The sequence below is a fragment of the Streptomyces sp. RPA4-2 genome (assembly GCF_012273515.2).
In the GTDB taxonomy this organism is placed as follows: domain Bacteria; phylum Actinomycetota; class Actinomycetes; order Streptomycetales; family Streptomycetaceae; genus Streptomyces; species Streptomyces kaempferi.
This window is the reverse complement of sequence record NZ_CP050975.2, coordinates 9,291,596-9,312,507: the sequence shown is the minus strand read 5'-3', so window position 1 is coordinate 9,312,507 and position 20,912 is coordinate 9,291,596. Positions and strand designations below refer to the sequence as shown.

Below are 20,912 nucleotides of genomic sequence, written 5' to 3'. Positions count from 1 at the left end.
GAGGCGGTTTCTTACCCACATCGCCGTCGTATCACCCGGGTTGCTCGCCCACGTGACCTGCGCGTTCAAAGACGTGACTCGCTCACCGGAACGAGGATGGAGCGACAACGAACACCTCGGCATGCATCGATCTTCGGAACGGCCCGAGCATGCCCGTTGAGCATGCTGCCGCACCGGAAAACTCCAAGATCCTCGACAGAGTCGAGCCAGTGCCGCGGACCGTCAGACCCTGACGGGGCTCCCGGGTCCGGGTTCCCGGGAGCCCCGTCGGGTCGTGCCCATACGGTCGGCTGCGGGCCGACCGGCCGTCCGCGGTCAGTGCCTGCCGGTCACCTTCATCGTGGCGGCGAGCGTCGGGACGGCGTACGGCGAGTCGGTGCCGATGGTCAGCCCGCTCGTGTAGGTGCCGGCCTGGTCGACCTCGCCCGCGTTCAGGGTGACCCGTACCTTTACCGCGGCGCCCGGGGCGACGTTGATGGTGTGCGGCGCCGACAGCCAGGTGGCGGCGCCCGAGCTGCCGCAGTCGCCGTATCCGGGCAGCTGCTCGACGCCGCTGACCGGACCGTTGCCGGCATACGCCCCGCCGACGACGTACAGCCCGCAGGCGCCGCTGCCGCGGTAGACCAGCGCGTTGGCCGCCGGCAGGGTCGACCAGGAGTCGGTCGCCGGGTCGTACTCCTCGGCCTGGTCGGTCAGTTGTCCGTTGGCGACGCCGCCGACCAGCTGGAGCCGTCCGCCGGAGGAGGCGGAGGCCATCGCCCAGTTCGGATACGGCAGGTCGGCCCGAGCAGTCCACGCGCCGGTGACCGGGTCGAAGGCGTATGTCGCCTTCGTCTCCTCGCCGCTGACCGGATCGGTCCCGCCGGCGCAGACGACCTGGCCGTCGATTCCGGCGCAGGAGAGCCAGGAGTCGGTGATCGGGTAGTTCGCCACCTGGCTCCAGGCGTCGGCCTGCGGGTCGTAGACATAGGTCGCCTGCGAGGCCGGGAAGCAGTTGCCGCCGCATCCGGCGACCACGTAGAGCCGGCCGCCGAGGACCGCCGTACCGCCGGCAACGGCGCCCGCGGGGAGGGGCGCCGCTGAGGACCACGAGTCGCGCTTCGGGTCGTAGCGGTACGCCGCGGTCGAGGCGTTGCCGGTACTGTCCCAGCCGCCGACGACGTAGATCTCGCCGCCGACCGCCTCCACGCCGGGCTTCTCCAGCGCCTCCGGCACGTTCGCCAGCCGCTGCCACCCACGGGTGGCCGGGTCGTGAACGTAGGCCTTGAACAGCCGGTTCGCCCCGTCGTTCCCGCCGAAGGCGTAGACCTTCCCGTCGAGCGTCACCGAGCCGCTGTCCATCACCGGCGTCGGCAGGGCGTCGCCGGTCGTCCACGCGGTGGCGCCCGTCGCGGTGGTCGCGTCGGTCGAGCTCGTCGATGCTGCGGCCCGGTGCGTGCTACCAGTAGTCAGCGACCCACGGGTGAAGTCGCCACCCACGTGCCGGATCGGTGCTCCGGTGCCGGACTTGCCCGGATTTCCTGGGTGCGAGTCCGGCGTGTAGGAGCCGTCCAGGGGGTTGAGGACGACGTGGACGGGTGCCGTGCCGGTGTTGCGGAACGTCACGGTCCGGGTCGTCGACCGGCCCAGTGGCTGGGTGGCGCGCAGGCCGCCGGAGACGCTGATCCGGCCGGCGCCCAGGTGCCAGTCCTTCTGCGTGACCCGGTCGCGGGCGACGGGGGTTTTGGCGGTCGAGGCCGTGTAGGCGCCGTCGACGACCCCGAGGGTGGTGCGGCCGGTGCTGTCGGCCGCCGACGCGGGCGCGAAGACCTCGTAGGCGCCGCCGGTCGTCGTGGCCGTCGGGGTGCCGTTCACGCTGACGGTCGCGCCGGAGAGTGCCTTGCCGGTGTTGGCGTCGTCGACGGTGCCGGCCACGAGCCCGCCGGCGGCGGAATCGCAGGAGCGGTTGCCGATGAAGACGTTGTCGACCTTCCAGTACCACGAGTGGACCGCGTCGTACCGGAACCGGACCCGCACGTCGCTCTTGCCTGCGGCTTGCGGGATCGCGACGGCCTCGGGGCCGTAGGAGATCGTGCGGGCCATGTGCCAGACGGAGGTCCAGGTCCGGCCCCCGTCGACGCTGACCTCGACGGAGGCGTTGGAGTTGTAGCGGGGTGACGTGAAGGAGTTGTCGAAGGAGACGATCGGCGTGGCATCGTCGCTGAGGTCGAGCACCGGCGAGACCAGGCTGGTCGTCTCCTCGGTGTCGATCCCGCCGTCAAAGGAGTCGACCTCGGCGAACTGGCCGGTGCCGCCTGTGTCGTTGCCGGAGCCACTCGGGTCGTCGAAGCGCCAGGTGACTCCGGAGCCGCTGTCGTCGGTGACCGTCCAGCCGTCCTTGGGCGTGGCGCCGGTCCAGCCCTCGAAGTCGGTTGTGGTGCCCTTGTATCCGTAGCGGTAACCGAACGCGGTGCAGGCGCTCGCGTCCACGGACAGCGCCACGTCGTGGCGTATGTCGCGGGTGCCGACGGCGACAGTGTCGTCCGCCGTCTTGTAGCCAGGCAGGGTCGCCGAGACGTGCAGTCTGTAGTTCCCGTCGTCCGGCAGCCGGACGGCGTACCGGCCGGTGACCGGGTCGGTGGTGATCGCGGCGCCGGGGTAGCCGTCGACGGTGATCGTCGCCGCGAGGGGCCAGCCGTGGCCCGACGTGTCGGTGACGGTGCCGGAGACGGAGTGGGTGGGCAGGGCCCGCAGGGTGAAGGACTCCTTCGCCGTGCGGCCTTCGGCGACCTTCGCCTTGGCGGTGACCTTCGTGTAGCCGAACTGCGCGACGGTCAGGGTGTAGGCGCCCGGTGCCGGGGCGAGTGTGAAGCCGCCTGACGCGTCGGTCCTGGCGGTGTAGCTGCGGCCGTCCACGTCGGTCGCGGTGACGGAGGCGCCCGCGATCGGCCCGGAGGCCGTCCCAGAGCCGGTGCCGTGCGCGGTGCCGGTCACCAGCCCGTGGGGGCCTTGGCGAAGCGCGCCGATGCCGGCGGGCGTACCGAGCCCGGTCGGGCCGTCCCAGCCCTCGCGGGCATTGCAGAGCTGGTTGCCGCAGTAGCCGTCGGAGCCGGCAGTGACGTCGGTGACGTCGCCGGCGTTCGTGTCGGCGTACGGGTAGGTCACCGGGTAGGTACCGGGCGTCGGGGTGCCCGCGAGGGCGTACATCGCTGCGACGAGCGGCGAGGAGAGCGACGTGCCGCCGACCCGGAGCCAGCCGGCGGCCGCGGTCGAGTTGTAGATGCCGAGGCCGGTGGCGGGGTCGGCGTCCGCGGATATGTCGGCGGTGGCACGGTTGCGGCAGCCGGTGTCAATGCCCTGCTGGTACGCCGGCTTGGGCTCGAAGCCCGAGCAGCCCGAGCCACCGGAGGCCCAGGCCGCCTCGGTCCAGCCGCGGGCGTTGGTGTCGTCGCGGGTCAGCGTCGTGCCGCCGACGGCGACGACGTTTCCGCTCGACGAGGGCCATTCGATGACGTTGCCGTAGTCGCCGGTGGATGCGGTGACCGCGATCCCGGGGTGGTCGTAGTCGTGGTCGTACGCCGCCACGAAGCTTCCCCCCTCGCGGGGGATGCCGTAGGAGTTGGAGATGGCCACGGGGTGGTGGGCGGCGGCGGTGTTCTCAGCCTGGCCGAGGTCGTCGATACCGGCCGAGTCGGCCTCGACGAGCAGGATGTGGCAGGCCGGGCAGGCGGCGGAGACGGCGTCGAGGTCGAGCGCGGTCTCCACGGACCAGTCGGCGTCCTCGGGCGGGAGGTTGTGCCCGCCGTTCTGGTCGAGCTTGGTGAAGCAGCCGTTCGCCGCCGTGCACCCGGGAAGGCCGTAGGTGCCGCGGAAGACGGCCAGATCGGCCTCGGCGGTCGCGTAGCCGCCGGCGTCGACGATGGCGACCGTCTCGCCCGAGCCGCCCGTGGGCAGGTCGTACGCCGCCCTGAGGTCGTTCGGGGTGAGCGCGTCGGCGGACGGGGCGGACGAGCCCGCGGCCATCCTGCCGTGACTGTTGGTCACGACCATCAAGTCACAGGTCGCATAGGGCGCGCCACCCTTCCGCTCGGAGGGGGGTACGGGGACGGCGCATCCGGCGGGCTTGTAGCCCACCGTGCTCTGCGGTGTGCCGGTCGCGGTGGGCGCCGCTTGCGCCGGGGCGCCGCCCGACAGGCCGAACGCCACGGCGCAAGCGACCGCCACCCCGGCGGCCCACATGCGTGGTCGTATGTGCATCGTTCTCCTCAGGAGGGTGTGTCGGCCGCGCCGACTCGAGTGGGGTGCTGGTCAGACCGGCCAGTACTCCACGCCGGGCTTCCGTCGGCTCTTACGCGGCCGGTCCGCGCTCTCCGCCGGGGCCGGATCGACGGTGCTGTCCTCCCCGTCGACGGAATCCTTGGTGCGCCCCCTCGATGAACGGTCGTTGGGGCCGACCGCCGGCTCCTCGTCGGACCGTTCGGCGGCCGCCGGCTCCTCGCCGGGCTGTTCGGCGCCGTTGCCAGAAGTCATCGCGGCTGCTCCGTTCTGTCCCAGAGCAAGCAGTGAACGCCGCACGCCGAGAGGCCGACAATGCGCAGAACTACCCGGGAAACTCCCGTGGCTTCACTGCGGCTACTCCGTGAACGGCCGCGGCACGCTCACCGGCGGCAGTGCGACACCGGACTCCACTGCGGCGACGGCGAGCGCGGTGCGCGAGGGCACGTCCCGTTTACGCATCGCGGAGTGGACGTGCTTCTCGACAGTGCGGGGCGAGAGCCCGAGGACGCGGGCGATCTGTGCGCTGGTCCGCCCCTCGACGAGCAGGCGCACCACGTCGAGCTCGCGCGGCGAGAGCTGGTCGCCGTAGCCGGGCCGGCCCGCCCGCGCTCCGACCCGTACCCCCGCGTCCGCGAGGGTACGCCGCACCCGGTCCGCGTCCCCGGTCGCACCGAGGGCTGTGAGGTCGCCGAAGACCTCGCGGAGCACGCCGACGGCCCGCACCCGCTCACCGGCTGCGAGGCGACAGCCGGCCGCCGCCTCGCGGGCCAGCAAGGCGTCGTACGGTCTCGGAAGGGCGGCCCAGGCGGCGCCCGCCTCCTCGAAGAGCCCGGCGGCACCGGTGAGGTCACCGCCGGCACGGGCGAGCAGGGCCGCTGTGAACCAGCGGGCTGCCGCAGCCACCGGCGCATTCAGACCGCGCGTACCCGCTGCGAAGGCCTCGGCCGCGCCGGCGGCATCCCCGACACGCCCGTCTTCGAGCAGGGCGCGGACCCGCAGCGGGGCGATCTCTGCAGCCCAGAGCCAGAGTTCCTTGGCCTCGACGAGGTGCCAGGCTGCATCGGTGGCGGCCAGTGCCTCCCCGGGGCGGCCTGCGGCGATCGCCAGCCGCGCGAGCACCGCGGACGGGTCGCGAGACCCGTCGGCGGGGCCGCGCGGACGCCCGACCGCGATCGCGGCGCGGACCCGCTCCTGTGCCCGCGGGTGGTCGCCGCGAGCGGCGTCGAGCAGACCGGCCAGCAGCAGTGCGTCGGCGCGCAACACAGGTTCGTCAGCGTCAAGGGCCATGGCCTCCAACTCCGTTGGTCCCGTCCAACTGCCGGTGAGCCAGTCGAGGTGGGCGAGGGTCGCCCCGAGGAGGTCGCGCAGGCGCACGTGCTGGTGAGCCTCGGCCAGGGCGGCGGCCGCGTCGAGCCAGCGCCGGGCGTCGTCGTAGCAGCCCCACAGCATCGCCGCCTCACCGAGGTTGGCGAATCCCCGAGCGCGCTGCAGCACCTCGCCGGGGCTCTCCCCCTCGGCCGGCAAGTCGCGCACCACCGCCCAGCCGGCGGGGTCGCCGAGTACCAGAAGCGTGGCGGCACGGTCCATGAGAAAGGAGAGCCGCACGTCGGGCGACGGACCGGGCGAGGCCTCGATGAGACGCCCGGCGTGCTCCAGCCAGGCGCGGTGATGCGCCGCTGGGCGCGCGGTACCGAGCGGGCGAGCGAGCATCATCATCGCGTGGACCGCGGCGACTGGCCGATCCTGGACCAGCCCCGGCACGGCCCGTTCCATCTCGACCGAGGCCGCCTCCACGTCACCGACGTGGAACATCAGCCGAGCCAGCTGCCAAATGGCCTCGGTCCGCTCCTCCCGCGTGAGCTCACCGGTGGCGGCCTCGCGCAGCACGGTGACGAGCTCGCGCAGCGGCCCGTTCCCGGGTGCGGCGTACAACGGCATGCGCTGCACCAGACGAGACACCGCCGCGCCGCGGACGGCACCGCCGGCGAGAAGATCAAGGAGTAGTCCGAACGCCGTTCGCGGGTCGCCCGACGAGATCGCATGGTCCGCCGCCTGCTCGGCGTACGCCGCCCAGCGACCCGGGTCGCCCGCCTCCCGGAAGTGGCGGGCCAGTTCGGCGACGCTGCGTACTGGCTCCCGCTCGAGGGCTTCTCCGGCGCGGCGATGGAGGCGACTGCGCTCCTTGGCGCCGAGGGCGTGGTAGACGCTGCGCGCGGCCAGCACATGACGGAACCCCGCCCGGCCGTCGCGGTCCTCGTGCAGTAGCCCGCCGGCAAGTGCCTCGATCAGACCGTTCTCCGCCTCCTGCGGGGATACCCCGGCGACCTCGGCGATCAGTGCCGGCGCCCGCTCCCCCTCGAGCACGGCGAGCGCCGCCAGCACTGCGCCGGCTGCTCGCCCGAGGCGGGAGGTCCTCTCGAGTACGGCCTCGCGGATGCTGGGCGGTACGTCGAGCTCCGCGACGTCGCGCCGCAGCCAGGCGCCGTCCTCGCGAACCAGGTCTGCGCGGTCGTAAAGCAGACGGACGGACTCCTCAATAGCGAGCGGCAGCCCGTCCGTGTGGCCGCGGAGGAGCTCGGCGAACTCCTCCGAGACCGGCTCCCCGCCGAGCATCGAGGACACCAACTGGGCTGTGGCAGCCGTGTCCAGGGGCCGCGGTTCCAGGCGGGTGACGCCGGCCTGTGCGAGCAGCCGGCGTAGCAGCGACTCCGGGCGGACGTCCTCGGGCCGGTAGGTGAGGATGAGACGCGGGCCCCGCTCCCACCGGGCCCGCAGGAACAGCAGGAGCTCAAGCGTGGTCTCGTCAGCCCAGTGGGCGTCCTCCAGTACGAGCAGCCCGACGTCGAGGACGTCGATGAGCTCGATGAGCGCGCGGAGCAGACGGTGCCGGGCGGCTGCGGCGTCGGCTAGCGGCTCGGGCGCAGGCGGCAGCTGATCGACCCACTCCGGGAAGACCGGCCGCAGTGCCCCCGCCAGCCCGGTGAGCGGCAGGCCGGCGACACACTCGGCCAGCCGGCGTACCGCGTCGACGACGGGGCCGAGCGTGTACGGCTCCCGGAACGGCGGGCACACCGCGACCAGCGCCGTCTCCCCGCGCCGCCGCAGAAGCTCGAGGACCAGCCGGGTCTTCCCGATCCCCGCCTCACCCGCGACCACGACGAGCCCCGGCCGCCCGTTGAGCGCCTGGTCCAGCAACGAAAGGTCGCGATCGCGGCCGACCATGCCGGGTACGGCCAGGTCGGGTCGGCGTGACGGCACGCCCGTCCTCCCTGGTGTACTCATCTCCACGTCCAATCCGCCCAGCCGGCCGTGTCTTCCGGAGCATCCGGCCGTCAGCATCGTCAGAGCGTACGGCCCCGGCCCTCGGCCCGGCGCGGGCCCTCGGTCAGTGCCGTCCGGCCCGAGCAGTGGGGTCGATCGAGCCGCGGACCGTCCCGGACAGGCCGGCGCCTTCACTGACCTGGCTGCCCTGGTTGTTGGTCGACGCCGTACGGCCGTCGATGCTGCCCGGGTCGTACGACAGGGACACCGAAGGAGCCGGGCCCGCTGCCGCGGGCGGCACCGACATGCCGTAGGACCAGGTGAAAGCTCCCGACGATCCGCCTGTCTCCCAAGTCGACGCGGGAGAGAGAGGGTTCGCGGTGCAGTTGCAGTCACCCGGAGCCTGGCGCCGAGGCGGTCCTGCTTGGCGTGTGGGTCTCGAACACCAAATCGTGACGGGACAAACTCAGCCAGGAACAGTGCGACGCGCGCGTGCGATGCCTGGGAATGGGCCTGCTATTCCAGCCTGCATTTGACCACGCCGGCGAAGCGCTGCACAATCCCGGCCACAACTCCTCACTGCCGTGGGGTAGTTGCGGGCACACCCGGGTCGGGGCCGCCATTCACCTCGGTCGGCGCCGCCGGGATCCGGCTGAAATTCGGGAACGGGTAATCCTGCGACCGGACGGTGCCAGGCCGGGTGGCGCGCCACGTCAGCGGCCGGTATGGGTGCCGTGGTTTTGGGATTGCCGTCCTGCCGGCCAGAGCACCACGCCGGCGAGGCGTCCGGCGGTGCGGAGCACACGCACGTGGCTCGGACCAGGTCGGATGAGGTGACCGGCCAGAAGAGGGTGATGGCGCGGATCACTTCGGTGAGCGGGTCGAGGCCGGCCCCACAGGTGGCTCCTTCGGGACGGGACACACGCAATTCCTGACGGTCCACGTCGCGCTGGCAGTGTCACGGCGGCGTGCGGGCGACGCGTGTCGCCAATGAGACATGTCGCATCTGCGACACCCAGTACTAGTGACGATTCAGGCTCTATTAGCCAATCCTTTCGGAGGGTTTTACCTCTGGCTGTGCGCATGGTGTTCTGCAGCGCGGTAATCGCCTGCACAGCGGCCGCATATGGCCTATCCACGCCGTCAGTTCCAACCGGACAGGGCCCAACGCCCCCCTGCCCAGGCTGTTCGCCGGCCGCCATCCAGTGGCGCCGCAGAAGGAGTCCGAGTGAGACGATCCCCTCGCAAGTCGGTCGCAGGCGCGCTGATAGCCGGCGCCACGGTGCTCGCTGTCACCGCGTCGTCCGGCACCGCGATGGCCGATACGCCCCAGACACACGCCCGTGCCGTCCGGGTCCAGCCCCGGGCAGGCGCACTGCCCGTCCAGCTCTCGGCCGCGGAGCAGGCGAGGCTCCTCGGATCGGCTCTGGCGGGCCGAGCGGCCACCGCCCGGTCCCTGCACCTGGGGACGCAGGAGCAGCTGGTCCCCAAGTCGGTCGTCAAGGACGCCGACGGCTCCGTGCACACCCGCTACGAGCGCACCTTCGCGGGACTGCCGGTCCTCGGCGGCGACTTGGTCGTGCACACGGCCGCCGACGGGACCTCGAAAGGGGCCGACAAGGCCACCGACACGCGCATCAGTGTGCCGAGCACCACCGCGACCCGTTCCGCCGCTTCGGCGAAAACCCTCGCGATCGGCCGTGCCAAGGCCAAAGGGGCCACCAGCCCGACGGTGACCAGCTCCCGCAAGGTGGTCTGGGCGGCCTCCGGAGCCCCGGTCCTGGCCTGGGAGTCCGTTGTCGGCGGTCTGCAGGACGACGGCACCCCGAGCCGGCTGCACGTCATCTCGGATGCCAAGACCGGTGCCAAGCTGTTCGAGTTTCAGGGGATCGAGACCGGCGTCGGCAACAGTGAGTACAGCGGCAAGGTCACCTTGGGGACCACGTTGTCGGGCTCGACGTACAGCATGACCGACACCACCCGTGGCGGCCACAAGACGTACGACCTGAGCCACGGCGACTCGGGTACCGGCACGCTGTTCACCAACTCCACCGACACCTGGGGCGACGGCTCGCCGTCCAACGCCGAGACCGCCGGTGTGGACGCCGCCTACGGCGCCCAGGTCACCTGGGACTTCTACAAGAACGTGATGGGCCGCAACGGAATCCGCAACGACGGTGCCGCTGCCTACTCCCGCACCCACTACGGCGTCGCCTACAACAACGCCTTCTGGGACGACGAGTGCTTCTGCATGACGTACGGTGACGGCGACGGCGACAAGCACCCGCTGACCTCGCTCGACGTAGCCGGCCACGAGATGAGTCACGGCGTCACCGCCGCCACCGCGGGTCTGGTGTACGGGGATGAGTCCGGCGGTCTCAACGAGGCGACCTCGGACATCTTCGGCACGTCGGTCGAGTTCTACGCCGGCAACGCGAACGATGTCGGCGACTACCTCATCGGCGAGAGGATCGACCTCTACGGTGACGGCACCCCGCTGCGCTACCAGGACAAGCCCTCGCGGGACGGCGTTTCGCCGGACAACTGGTCCCCCGGCCTCGGCAACTTGGACGTGCACTACTCGTCCGGCCCGGCGAACCACTTCTTCTACCTGCTGTCCGAGGGAAGCGGCGCGAAGGTGATCAACGGCGTCAGCTACAACAGCCCCACCTCCGACGGTGTGGCGGTGCCCGGCATCGGCCGGGAGAACGCCGCCAAGCTCTGGTACAAGGCCCTGACCGAGCGCTTCACCTCCACCACCGACTACTCGGGCGCCCGTACCCAGACCCTCCAGGCCGCCGCCGACCTGTGGGGGGCCGGCAGCGCCACCTACAACACGGTCGCCGACACCTGGGCCGCCATCGGCGTCGCCGCCCGCGTCACGGTCACCAAGCCCGCGGACCAGAACACCGTCGTCAAGACCCCCGTGAGCCTGCAGGTGCAGGCCGGCAGCAACAACCCGGGAGCACTGACATACTCCGCCACCGGCCTGCCGACGGGCCTGTCGATCAACGCGACCACGGGCCTGATCTCCGGCACCCCGACCGCCGTCGGCCTCAGCACCGTGACGGTCAAGGCCAAGGACTCCTCCAAGGTCACCGGCTCGGCGACCTTCGGCTGGGGGGTCTCCACCGCCGGCGGCAACGTCTTCACGAACACCACCGACGTGCCGGTGCCGGACGCCGGCGCGGCCGTGTACTCCGCCATCAAGGTCTCCGGTCGGGCGGGTAACGCGCCGAGCACCCTGGCGGTCGGCGTCAACATCGTGCACCCCTACCGCGGTGACCTGGTCGTCGACCTGGTCGCCCCGGACGGCAGCCTCTACCACCTGAAGAAGTCCAACGGTTTCGACTCGGCGGCCAATGTCATCGCCACCTACACCGTCAATGCCTCCGGTGAGACCGCCAGCGGGACTTGGAAGCTGAAGGTCCAGGACGCTTACCACCTGGACAGCGGCCACATCAACAGCTGGAAGCTCACCTTCTAGACGGTGCCCCTCCCCCAGCCGGACAGTGCCCGTGATCGCGGCCCGATCACCCCAGCCATACGAGAGGTATCTGACTGATGTCCACAACCCGCCCGGCGGCGGCGATAGCAACGGGATTGATGCTGGTCGCCGTAGCCGTGCCGGCAGCGTTCGCGGCGCAGCCGGACCGCGCCAAGACCGCCACGCCGTCCACCGCCCCGCCCGCCGCCGCACCGACGGCCCACTCCGCGACCGTGCGGCTGGTGACCGGTGATCAGGTCACGGTGACGACGCTGCCCGGCGGCCGGCACACCGCGTCGGTGCAGCCCGGACCCGGGCGCGAGCACATTCCCTTCCGAACGCTGGAGGGGGACGACAAGGCACTGACCGTGATGCCGTTCGACGCCCAGGGTCTGGTGTCCGCGGGCACCCTGGACCGGCGGCTGTTCGATGTGACGGCCCTGATCGCCGATGGCTATGACGAGGCCCACTCCACCGCGTTGCCGCTGATCGTCTCCTCGCGGCCGGTGCCGTCACGGGTCGGAGCCAGGGTCACCGCGCAGGCGTCGAAGGCCGCCACCGCCACTGCCGACCGGCTCGTGGCGCTCAAGGCGGCCGCGGCGCCCTTCCGCAAGCTGGAGAGCATCCACGCGCAATCGATGCGTGTCGCCGACCACGACCTGGGGAAGTTCTGGAAGACGCTGAACCCCGGCGGATCGTCGGACGCCGCCCGTGCGGCGGTCACCCCGCGGATCTCGCTCGACGGCAAGGTGAAGGCGCTGCTGGACCGCAGCACCGCGCAGATCAACGCCCCCACCGCGTGGAAGGCGGGCTACGAGGGCCAGGGCGTCAAGGTGGCCGTGTTGGACACCGGTGCCGACGCGAGCCATCCCGACCTCGCCGGGCGCATCGCGGAGGCCAAGGACTTCTCCGGCAGTGGGAACACCGGTGACCACTTCGGGCACGGCACGCACGTCGCCTCGATCGTCGGCGGCAGCGGCGCGGCGTCCGGCGGGACCCGCAAGGGTGTCGCGCCCAAGGCCGACCTGCTGATCGGCAAGGTGCTGGACGACAGCGGATCCGGCGACGAGTCGGGCATCATCGCCGGCATGGAGTGGGCGACCGCCGAGCACGCCAAGGTCGTCAACATGAGCCTCGGCGCGTCCATCGAGACCGACGGCACCGACCCGCTGAGCGAGGCCGTCAACACCCTGACCGACTCCACCGGCACGCTGTTCGTCGTCGCGGCGGGCAACGACGGCCCAGGGGCGTCCACCGTCGGCACGCCGGGAGCGGCCGACTCCGCGCTGACCGTGGGGGCCGTCGACCGCGACGACTCGCTCGCTCCGTTCTCCAGCCGCGGCCCGCGCTTCGGCGACGGGGCGGTCAAGCCCGACGTGACCGCCCCCGGGGTCGGCATCGTCGCCGCCCGCGCGGCCGGTACCACCCTGGGCGACCCGGTCGACGCCAACTACATCGCGCTGTCCGGGACCTCCATGGCCACCCCGCACGTCGCCGGCGCTGCCGCCCTTTTGGCCCAGCAGCACCCCGACTGGCAGGCGCAGCAGCTCAAGGACGCCCTGACCAGCACCGCTCACACGGTTCCTGGCACCAAGGTGAGCGAGCAGGGCGGCGGTCGCATCGACCTGGCGGCGGCCATCGGTCCGGTCACGGCCACCGGCTCCGTCACTCTCGCCCCGCTCCAGATCGGCGGCGCCGCGGGACAGCAGCAGGCGGCCACCCTTCACTACACCAACACAGGTGACCACCCGATCATCCTCTCCCTGGCGGCCGACCTGGCCACCGAATCCGGGAAGGCGCTCCCTGCCGGAGTGGTCAGCCTGGGCTCCGACACCGTGCAACTCGCCGCCGGCGCCACCGCCGACGTGCCGCTGCGCACCGACGCGGCGCACGCCATCCGCGGCGGCTTCTACGGCTACGTCACCGCGAAGTCCGCGACCGGCGAAGTGGTGGCGCACACCACGGTCTCCCTCGTGGTGCACGCCCCGCAACACCGGCTGACCGTGGTCGTCCGGGACCGTAACGGCAAGGTCGTGCCCGGCGCGCTGCCGAACATCTGGAGCCCCGCCGGCTGGGCGCAGTACACCGACAGGGACGCGGCGGTCGCCGTCCTGGAAGAAGGCACGTACTACCTCAACTCCGGCTTCTACGACACGACGTCGGACGGCGACCAGGTGGGCGACATCGTCGTCCCCGAAGTGAAGGTCACCAAGGACATGACGGTGACGCTGAACGCCGCCGATGTCACCGAAGTGAAGATCCGCACACCCCGGCCCGCCGAGCAGCACGGCGTCATCAGCACCATGCTGCACCGCGAGATCGACGGTCACGGCCTGCTCCAGGGCGCCCTGTACTTCGACACCGTCAATCACCTCTACATCAGCCCCACCGCTCCGGTCACCGACGGCGCCTTCGAGTACCACTCGCGCTGGCAGATGGTGGCCCCGCAGCTGCGGGCGAAAATTTCCGGCAGCTCGCAGGGATTCACCCCGTACTACGAGCCGCTCTCCCCGGTCTTCGGGGACCGGGGCGCACGGCTGACCGCCGTGGACGCCGGGTCCGTGACGGCGCCCAAACTCGGCAACGTGCGCGGCAAGTTGGCCGTGGCCCGGTACGTGTGGCCCACGGGCGACTACGCCGGCTTCTCACGGCTCGCGGCGGCGGCCGGGGCCAAGGCGGTGCTTTTCGCCTGGGACCCGGCCGGGGGCGCCGCCTGGACCAGGTGGCAGCCGGACGGTGACCGGTTGGAGCTGCCCTCGATGCGGACCAACTGGAAGAACGGGGGCGCCCTGCTGGATCGCATCAAGAAGGGCACCACGACGCTGGAGTTCTCCGGCACGGTGAACAGCCCGTATCTGTACGACGTGATGCCGGTCTCGAAGGGCTCCATCCCCCAGCAGATGGTCTACACCGTCTCGGATCGAAACACCGCGCAGGTCAGCGCCACGTACACCCGCACCGGCGACTCGGCCTGGGCGAGTGAGCAGCGGTTCGCATGGCGGCCGTACGAGGACACGGCGTGGAACCAGTACAGCCGCTACGTGCCGGTGGGCCAGACCCGCGTCGAGTACGTGAGCAGCGCCGAGGACACGCTGTGGAACCACATGGTGCACCACAACGTCGTCTGGATCCCCGACTTCGCCTTGCAGGCCGGGTCGCACGACTCCCCGCACACCTACCGGCCCGGCCAGCACGCCACGGAGCGATGGTTCGGAGCGGTGGTCCGACCGTCGATCCCGCGCGGCTTCGCCATGAAGTCGGTGCGCAACGGCGACACCCTGTCGGTGTACGTGCCGGAGTTCAACGACTCCGGCACTGGTCACTGGTCGTTCTCCGAGCTGCCGTCCTTCGGCGGCGGTGTCGGTGACGCCACCGTGAACGACAGCGGGCCCTTCCCGGTGCCCGACACGGCCACAGCGGTGCTGTACCGCAATGGGAAGCAGATCGCCACGTCCGACAACGGCGCCTGGGGCAACATGGAGGTGCCCCCGGGCAAGGCCACATACGCTCTGGACCTGACGACGGCCCGCGAATCGGACGACTGGCACTTCGCCACCGACGCGCACACGTCGTGGACGTTCCACTCGGACACCACGGCAGGCGCGACCATGCTGCCGCTGCTCCAGCTCGACTACAACGTACCGGTCAACGCCCAGAACGCGGTGAGCCGGGCGCGCATGCACACGCTCGGTGTCAACGTCCGTATGCAGGACGGCATGTCCGCTCCGCGGGGGGTGAAGCTGAAGGTCGAGGCGTCCTTCGAGGACGGGAAGAACTGGACGACGGTGCACACGGCGCGGCGCGGCAGCGACGGGCAGTTCATCGCCAACCTGCAGCGGCCGTCGTACATTCACGGCGACGCGTACGTGACCCTGCGGGTGACCGCAACGGACGCGGCCGGCAACAGTGTCCAGCAGACCGTGGTCCGCGCGTTCCTGCAGCCCGGCCCCAAGTGATCCACCGACAAACACCGGTGACGTGCATCGTCCCGGCCTGAGCGAGGCGGGTGCCAGGGTCTTCGGACCCTGGCACCCGCCGCGTCGTCCGGCGACGCCCAGGATGCTCGGCGAGACCACTCCGGCGCGTCGAAAGTCTGGGCGGAGGCACGGGCCAGGGGTTTCCAATTGGTGAGCTGTCTTCCGGCCGTCTGGCCACCACGTAGTCGTGAAACTCGTCCTGGACCAGGTCGGCGTTGACCCACCGTCCGCGTGCCGCTCCACTGATGTCTTCGGCGGCTGCGAGGGCGGCAAGCGGGTCGTCGAGAGTCGCGACGAGGCGACCGAACTCCTCTTCCTCGTCGTCGGTGCAGGTCCCAGCTCGACGAGTTCGAGAACGACGACCGGAGCCGCGGAGTCAGCCGTACGACGTTCCTCCGACTCACGGAGGTGCTGAGCCTCAGTGGCTCCCCACGCGATGATCTGGGCCGACTGCTGATCAGGACCGGCTCGGAGGAATACGCTGCACCCCTATGGCGAATCGTGTGAGGGACGACCAGGTGCCTCCTACCGCCGCTGATCTGCCCGACCCGCGATGGACACTCACCCAGACCAACTGGGCAGCCCTGAACCATGCCTATGGACTGGCGACGGACGCACCCAAGATGCTGGTAGCGCTGCTGGACACAGATCAGACCGCGCGGACGAAGGCCCTTGGCTACGTTCACGGCATCCTGCACCACCAGAACACGATCTATGAGGCAACAGTCCCCACGGCGCTCTACGCGGCCGCGATCCTGACCGACCCGCGAGCGACACTCCCGGTCGACAAGTACCGCCGAGACGCCCCCGGCTGTATGCGGGCCGAACTACTGGCCTGGATCGGCTCGGTCGCCGGCGAGGTCACCGACGCGGTCGATACCGCGAGCCGCCGACACGGGTTCCCTCTCGACGACTATCCGCCGGCCGTCGCCATACGACAGACCCGACAGCAGTTGTTCTCAGCCGCGTTCGCCTTCGTCGACGACGTCGACCGGCATGTGAGCGAAGCGGCGATCGCAGCATGCATCCCGCTCCTGGATGACGCGGAGTTGCTGCCCTACCGAGCGACGTTGGTACCCCCGCTCTGCGAGGTACTCGGAACCAGCGAGCGCTGGCAGCGCCGCGAACGGGCCATCGACGCACTCGACGCATGGGGTGAGGACTCCTGTGGACTGGAAGGCCAGCGGAATCCCTTCCTCTTCTGCGACAGCGACCCGTCGACGGACAGCTCCCCCTGGCTCACAGAGGACGTAGGCATCGACATCGTCCGGTGAGACGTTGCGCAGCTGCACTGGCTCCTCCTCGGTTTCAAGGGGATGGTTCCACGGTCCGGAAGCACATCACCAGCGGCCAGGTCGGCGCGGGTTGGCAGTCGGACTCGCTGACGTACTGCGGGCCGGTGCCCCATCCGCGGCCCGCCGCGGGTGGTCTCTCAACAGTCGTAGCGGTGGGTGTACGGGGTGTCCGGGCAGGCGCGGCAGACGAAGAAGTACATACCGCCGAGGTCGCCCAGGTCCATGCCGTGACCGAACACATCGAGGACATCTGGATCGGCCTCGGCCTGCCAGGACGGTACCGCGGGCCCGCCTTGGCGCGCCCGGTCGTCCAGGGGAAGCCAACGGCCCCTGCCTGGCTCGCTCGCCGTGACGCTGAGCAGGTGATCCATGTGGGTACCGCAGCCCGTGCAGTCGGGCCAGTCGGGTGGTTGGGTCCACCCCGGGTAGCCGCCGACCTTGCTCTGCCGTGTGGTGGCCACCTCGCAGTAGTCGTAGCCCCGTTCCTCCTCCATCACCTCGAACCGCTCCCTGAGCAGCTCGCTTAGCTCGTCCGGCAGGTCCCAGTTCGGGTACTCCACGGCCGGTGTGGGGGACACCGTGCACGGGCGGGGCAGGTAGTCCTCCTCGACGGTGTGCGGGCGGGGTGGGTCCTCTGCAACGGCGCCTTCGGCTGTCAGCACTGTGCTGCGCCAGTGCAGTCGGGGGTTGGCCGCGTACTGCCCGTCGTGATGGACGAGCGGGCACCACAGGATCTGCAACAGGTCGGTGCCGAGGGGAAAGACAAGGCCGGGCACATCGCGGGCGTAGAGCTGGAGCACCGGGAGCATCGCAACCGGCTCGGGCCCGACAGGCGCGGCGAGCGGCTTGTAGTGGTCCGCTTCGGTGCACATCGGCCAGGGCTCGTCGGCTGGCCACAGCAACGGACCGCCGATGGAGCTGTCATGTGGACCCGGCTGTCCGGCCCGGGGATACAGGAGAGTGACCTCGCGAGCGGTACCGGTCAGCTCCGGAAAGGTGGCCTCGACGTCGAACGGCATCGGCGCCAGCGCCCGGGGTCCGGCCGGCCGGCCGTACTCGGTGTCCTGCTGCGTATGTCCTGACGGCATGAGTCCCCCGGTTGCCGAGTAGTCGTCCGGCGCCGACCCTAGCCCCCGCCTCCGACAGCCGACGGATCCGGCCCCGCCTCCCGCTGCACGACGCGGGTCCTCCCCGCACACGCCGATCAGACCCGGGCTGTCGGCGCAGGTGGGGAGCACGCCGAGCCGAGGTCGCATCCCCATCCAGGTGCTTCGGGACGAAGAAGTCCCCTCGCCAAGGAGTGGCGGGAGGGGGCGGTGCACTGGCGCGGCCGCCCTACGACGATGCCGGCGTAGTTCGCATGCGTGTGCATGCTGCCCGCATGGTAGGTGAGCAGATCGTGCGGGGCTCGCTGTCAGTCGTGCCCTGTACGGTCCCGCCCATGGCTGAGAGACCAACCACAAGCTGGCGTCACGGCATAGCTCACGAAGCCGAGGAGCTTGCCGCCGGCACGCTTGATCCCGACTGCGCGTGCATGGCAGGACTGTTCCCTGAGGAGCTACTCGCCGCGATCGATGCCGTCCTCGACACCTTCGAGGGCGACTTTCCTGGACTTGCCGAAGCCAGTGACACGCAGATCCTTGCCATGGTGGAACGCGTCGTCCTGGCCCTGAACACGGTGAACGAAGCCCACAACGGTGGCGCCTTCGAGACCGACGAGCGTGAGCAGTTGTGCGACTACATCGACACGTCGCTCACCGAGCACGGTGTCGACGTAGTCGCGCTGACAGCTCGCCACGGGCTGGGGCGGTACCAGCTCGCGGACAAGTGGCGGAAGTGGTAGATCCGTTCTCCAACGCGTGCCACTGAACATCGCACCGCTCCGCACCACAAGCGCACCAGATCTGGCGGGGAACAGCGGGGAATCACGGTGAAACCACGCTGGCCCAACGAGGCCGTGTCACAGCCGCCCGAACAGGCCAGCGCCCGGATCGGCCACAAAGGCCCGCGGCTTCCCAAGCTGCGGTTCCCGATCTACCGGCGCTGACAGTCCCGTGCGCTTCAGCGTGCCGGGGTCATTGCCGGGAGTCCGCGGTCCGACGCGGACCGCACACTCCCGGACGGCGAGAGCTCCAGGGAACGCGGGGCGGTCAGCCTGTCGTCCGCGCCTCCAGCATTTTCCTGGCCTCGGCGACCGTCGCCGCGTCGGTGACGAAGTGGGTGTCCTGCTCGGCGGACGCGCTGGAGGCGCCGAGGGGGATCCACGCGCCACCGCGTCGGGGTTCGGCGCGGCGCTTCGCCGAGAGGTGGACGGCGGCCACGCCGGCGGCGGTCAACGCCGGGATGTCGGCGGGGCGTACACCGCCGCCAGCCATCACCTGCACACCGGGCGCGATGTCGACCATGGCGGTGAGCCGGGTCAGCCCCTGCCCGGCAGCCGGGGCGCCGCCGGAGGTGAGCACCCTGGTGAGCCCCAGGGCGGGCAGCAGCGCGGCGGTGGCGACCGGATCCGCGGACACGTCGATCGCGCGGTGCAGCGTCACCTCGACAGGGCGCCCCGTGCCGTGAGCCGCCGCGGCGAGGCGGGCGACGGCAGCGGTGTCGAGGCTGCCGTCGGCGGTGAGCGCCCCGACCACCACGCCGGAGGCTCCGGAGGCGATCACGGTCCGCACCTCGGCGACCATCAGGGCGGTCTCCTCGGCGTCGTAGACGAAGTCGCCCGGTCGGCAGCGGACCAGCACCTGAACCGGCAGGCCTACGGCGGCGACCGCCTCGACCAGGGCGGCGGACGGGGTCAGACCGCCCAGTTCCAGACCGGTGCAGAGTTCGACGCGATCGGCTCCGTGGTCGAGGGCGACACGGGCGCCGGCCGGTGAGGTGACGGCGATCTCCAGTGCGGGCCGCGGTGCCCGTCCCGCCGGGTCGCGCTGCCCGCGTCCGGGAACCTCGACAGTGGCCGCCGGTGCGGGGACCGGGCCCGCACCACCGATCCGGGACGGGGTGAGAGGCCGGCTGGTGCGCTCGCTCACTCGTCGTCCCCGGTCAGCGGCTGCTCGGAAGCCGGGATGATACGGGCCGTCAGGTCCGGGGCGGCCATGTCACGGTCGAAGGGGAACATCGGGCGGCGGATACGACGGTGACCGAGGCGCACCAGGTCCTGGTCGACGCCACCGGGGGTGAGGGCCATCTTCCAGCCGACCGACATGTCGAACAGCTCGGGCTCCAGGTAACCGATCTTGACGATCACGATGTCGGCGGAACGCGGCGCGAGGTCGAGGTCGGTGAAGTCGTGCTCGTGGTGGTACGGCTTGCGCAGCCTGGTGAGGATCGCGTACACGCCGCCGACGCGGATGACGACCTCGGTCTCGGCGTCCCGGTCACCGTGCCGGATCGCGTGGACCACGCCGGTGAGGGTGACGGGACCGGCGTGCCGGTCGTCGACCTCCGCGCCGGCGGTGACGGTGACGGTGGCGCCGATGCCCGCAGCGACGGCGGTCTCGATCGCGGCGGGAGCGGGCACCGAGGCGTAGATGACGGTCGGCCCGTCCTCCTTCTGGAACTCGGGACGTTCCAGCAGTCGGGTCAGGCCCCAGGTGACGTCGCCGGCGCCTCCCGCGGTGGGGTTGTCGCCTGTGTCGCTGATGAAGTAGGGCCGCTGGTCGGAGGCCAGGGCCTCGTCGAGGAGTTCGTCATAGGTGCCGGTCGGGGCGACGAAGTCGAAGTCGTGGCGGGCCTCCCAGAAGCCCCGGGCGAGGCGTTCGGCCCCGGCCGAGACCGCCGCCGTGTCGTCGCCGGTGACGACCACGACGGCGCGGTTGCGGGGCTCGTCCGCCCATGCGTACCCGACCCAGATGGCGGCGTCCGTCACGCCGTCGGTGGCCTCGACCTCGTCGACCGCCGCGTACACGCTCTTCGCGGGTTCGATCCGGGTGGAGGTCTGCTCGCCGGCCAGCAGCACGGGGACCGGCACCCACGCCTTGACCGGGCGAGGGCTGCCGGAGACCAGCAGTTCGACCAGGTTGCGCACGGCGCGCTCCTTGGTCTCCATGTGGTCCTCGTGCGGGGCCATCCGGTAGCAGGTGATCAGGTCGCTGCGGTGGGCGAGTTCGCGGGAGACGTTGCCGTGCAGGTCCATCGAGGTGGAGACGATCACGTCCGGGCCGAGGGTGGCGCGAATGCGCTCCAGTAGTGCGGCCTCGGCGTCGTCGATCCCCTCCACGGTCATGGCGCCGTGGATGTCGTACCAGAGACCGCCCAGCCGGGGCAGCGCGGCGAGACGTTCGATGAGTTCGTCGGTGAGCGCGGTCCAGGCGGCGGCGGTGACGGTGCCGCCGGGCAGCGACTTGCCGACCAGGGCGCCGTGCCATTCGGCGGCTTCGCGCAGTTCCTCGCCCGGGGCGAGGAAGGGGTATCGGTCGAACACCCCGGCACCGCGCGAGGGATGGAAGGCGGGCGCGTCGGTGCGGGCGGGAGAGAAGGTCGAGGACTCGATGCCGAGGCCGGCGACGGCGATGACGGGGCGGGCGACGGCGGTGCGGGTGTGCGTCATGGCTCCTCGTGCGGGGTGATGCGGAGTGGGTGGTGCGGGTGGTGCGGGAGATTTTTTCCGTGAGGCTCGGACTGCTGCCCGGGATC

11 protein-coding genes are annotated in these 20,912 nt (G+C 71.0%); 4 read left to right on the top strand and 7 right to left on the bottom strand.

Features of this window, described 5'->3' with window-relative positions:
- Window positions 1-315: 315 nt before the first annotated feature.
- The 4 genes from HEP85_RS41115 to HEP85_RS41100 all read right to left on the bottom strand — a co-directional run bounded on the left by HEP85_RS41115 (window position 316) and on the right by HEP85_RS41100 (window position 7,825).
- Window positions 316-4,236 carry a kelch repeat-containing protein gene (locus HEP85_RS41115; protein WP_168532357.1) on the bottom strand — a complete coding sequence of 1,307 codons (3,921 nt, stop codon included), beginning with the start codon at window positions 4,234-4,236 and terminating at the stop codon, window positions 316-318.
- A gap of 51 nt (window positions 4,237-4,287) precedes the next feature.
- Window positions 4,288-4,509 carry a hypothetical protein gene (locus HEP85_RS41110; protein ID WP_168532355.1) on the bottom strand — a complete coding sequence of 74 codons (222 nt, stop codon included), beginning with the start codon at window positions 4,507-4,509 and terminating at the stop codon, window positions 4,288-4,290.
- 102 nt (window positions 4,510-4,611) lie between these two features.
- Entirely contained in the window at window positions 4,612-7,515 is a 2,904-nt protein-coding gene (locus HEP85_RS41105) for a helix-turn-helix transcriptional regulator (RefSeq protein WP_369658056.1), read from the bottom strand.
- Between the two features lie 127 nt (window positions 7,516-7,642).
- On the bottom strand, window positions 7,643-7,825 hold the full coding sequence (locus HEP85_RS41100) for a hypothetical protein (RefSeq protein WP_168532351.1): 183 nt from the start codon (window positions 7,823-7,825) through the stop codon (window positions 7,643-7,645).
- 921 nt (window positions 7,826-8,746) lie between these two features.
- On the opposite strand from HEP85_RS41100, the gene HEP85_RS41095 reads away from it, so the two are divergent.
- The 3 genes from HEP85_RS41095 to HEP85_RS41085 all read left to right on the top strand — a co-directional run bounded on the left by HEP85_RS41095 (window position 8,747) and on the right by HEP85_RS41085 (window position 16,256).
- On the top strand, window positions 8,747-11,005 hold the full coding sequence (locus HEP85_RS41095; protein WP_329525145.1) for a M4 family metallopeptidase: 2,259 nt from the start codon (window positions 8,747-8,749) through the stop codon (window positions 11,003-11,005).
- Between the two features lie 77 nt (window positions 11,006-11,082).
- Window positions 11,083-14,961 (top strand): S8 family serine peptidase, encoded by a 3,879-nt coding sequence (locus tag HEP85_RS41090; protein WP_211118164.1) that lies wholly within the window; start codon window positions 11,083-11,085, stop codon window positions 14,959-14,961.
- Window positions 14,962-15,485: 524 nt separating this feature from the next.
- A complete protein-coding gene (locus tag HEP85_RS41085) occupies window positions 15,486-16,256 on the top strand; it encodes a hypothetical protein (RefSeq protein ID WP_248002365.1) in 771 nt (256 codons plus the stop codon).
- 158 nt (window positions 16,257-16,414) lie between these two features.
- Here HEP85_RS41085 and HEP85_RS41080 read toward each other — a convergent pair whose 3' ends face one another.
- Window positions 16,415-17,365, bottom strand: a complete 951-nt coding sequence (locus tag HEP85_RS41080; RefSeq protein WP_248002364.1) for a hypothetical protein — start codon at window positions 17,363-17,365, stop codon at window positions 16,415-16,417.
- A 353-nt stretch (window positions 17,366-17,718) separates the two neighbouring features.
- Here HEP85_RS41080 and HEP85_RS41075 point away from each other — a divergent pair, with 353 nt between their 5' ends.
- A complete protein-coding gene (locus HEP85_RS41075; protein ID WP_168532349.1) occupies window positions 17,719-18,120 on the top strand; it encodes a hypothetical protein in 402 nt (133 codons plus the stop codon).
- Window positions 18,121-18,427: 307 nt separating this feature from the next.
- Here HEP85_RS41075 and HEP85_RS41070 read toward each other — a convergent pair whose 3' ends face one another.
- Window positions 18,428-19,171: a copper homeostasis protein CutC gene (locus HEP85_RS41070; RefSeq protein WP_248002569.1), complete on the bottom strand. Its 744-nt coding sequence runs from the start codon at window positions 19,169-19,171 to the stop codon at window positions 18,428-18,430.
- Window positions 19,172-19,302: 131 nt separating this feature from the next.
- Window positions 19,303-20,826, bottom strand: coding sequence for a M81 family metallopeptidase (locus HEP85_RS41065; RefSeq protein ID WP_168532347.1), 1,524 nt, complete (start codon window positions 20,824-20,826; stop codon window positions 19,303-19,305).
- Between the last annotated feature and the right edge of the window lie 86 nt (window positions 20,827-20,912).

Coding starts and splice junctions, on each gene's coding strand:
- HEP85_RS41115 (WP_168532357.1), bottom strand. CDS start 4,236: ATGCACATACGACCACGCATGTGGGCCGCCGGGGTGGCGGTCGCTTGC.
- HEP85_RS41110 (WP_168532355.1), bottom strand. CDS start 4,509: ATGACTTCTGGCAACGGCGCCGAACAGCCCGGCGAGGAGCCGGCGGCC.
- HEP85_RS41100 (WP_168532351.1), bottom strand. CDS start 7,825: ATGTCGGTGCCGCCCGCGGCAGCGGGCCCGGCTCCTTCGGTGTCCCTG.
- HEP85_RS41090 (WP_211118164.1), top strand. CDS start 11,083: ATGTCCACAACCCGCCCGGCGGCGGCGATAGCAACGGGATTGATGCTG.
- HEP85_RS41080 (WP_248002364.1), bottom strand. CDS start 17,365: ATGCCGTCAGGACATACGCAGCAGGACACCGAGTACGGCCGGCCGGCC.
- HEP85_RS41075 (WP_168532349.1), top strand. CDS start 17,719: ATGGCTGAGAGACCAACCACAAGCTGGCGTCACGGCATAGCTCACGAA.
- HEP85_RS41065 (WP_168532347.1), bottom strand. CDS start 20,826: ATGACGCACACCCGCACCGCCGTCGCCCGCCCCGTCATCGCCGTCGCC.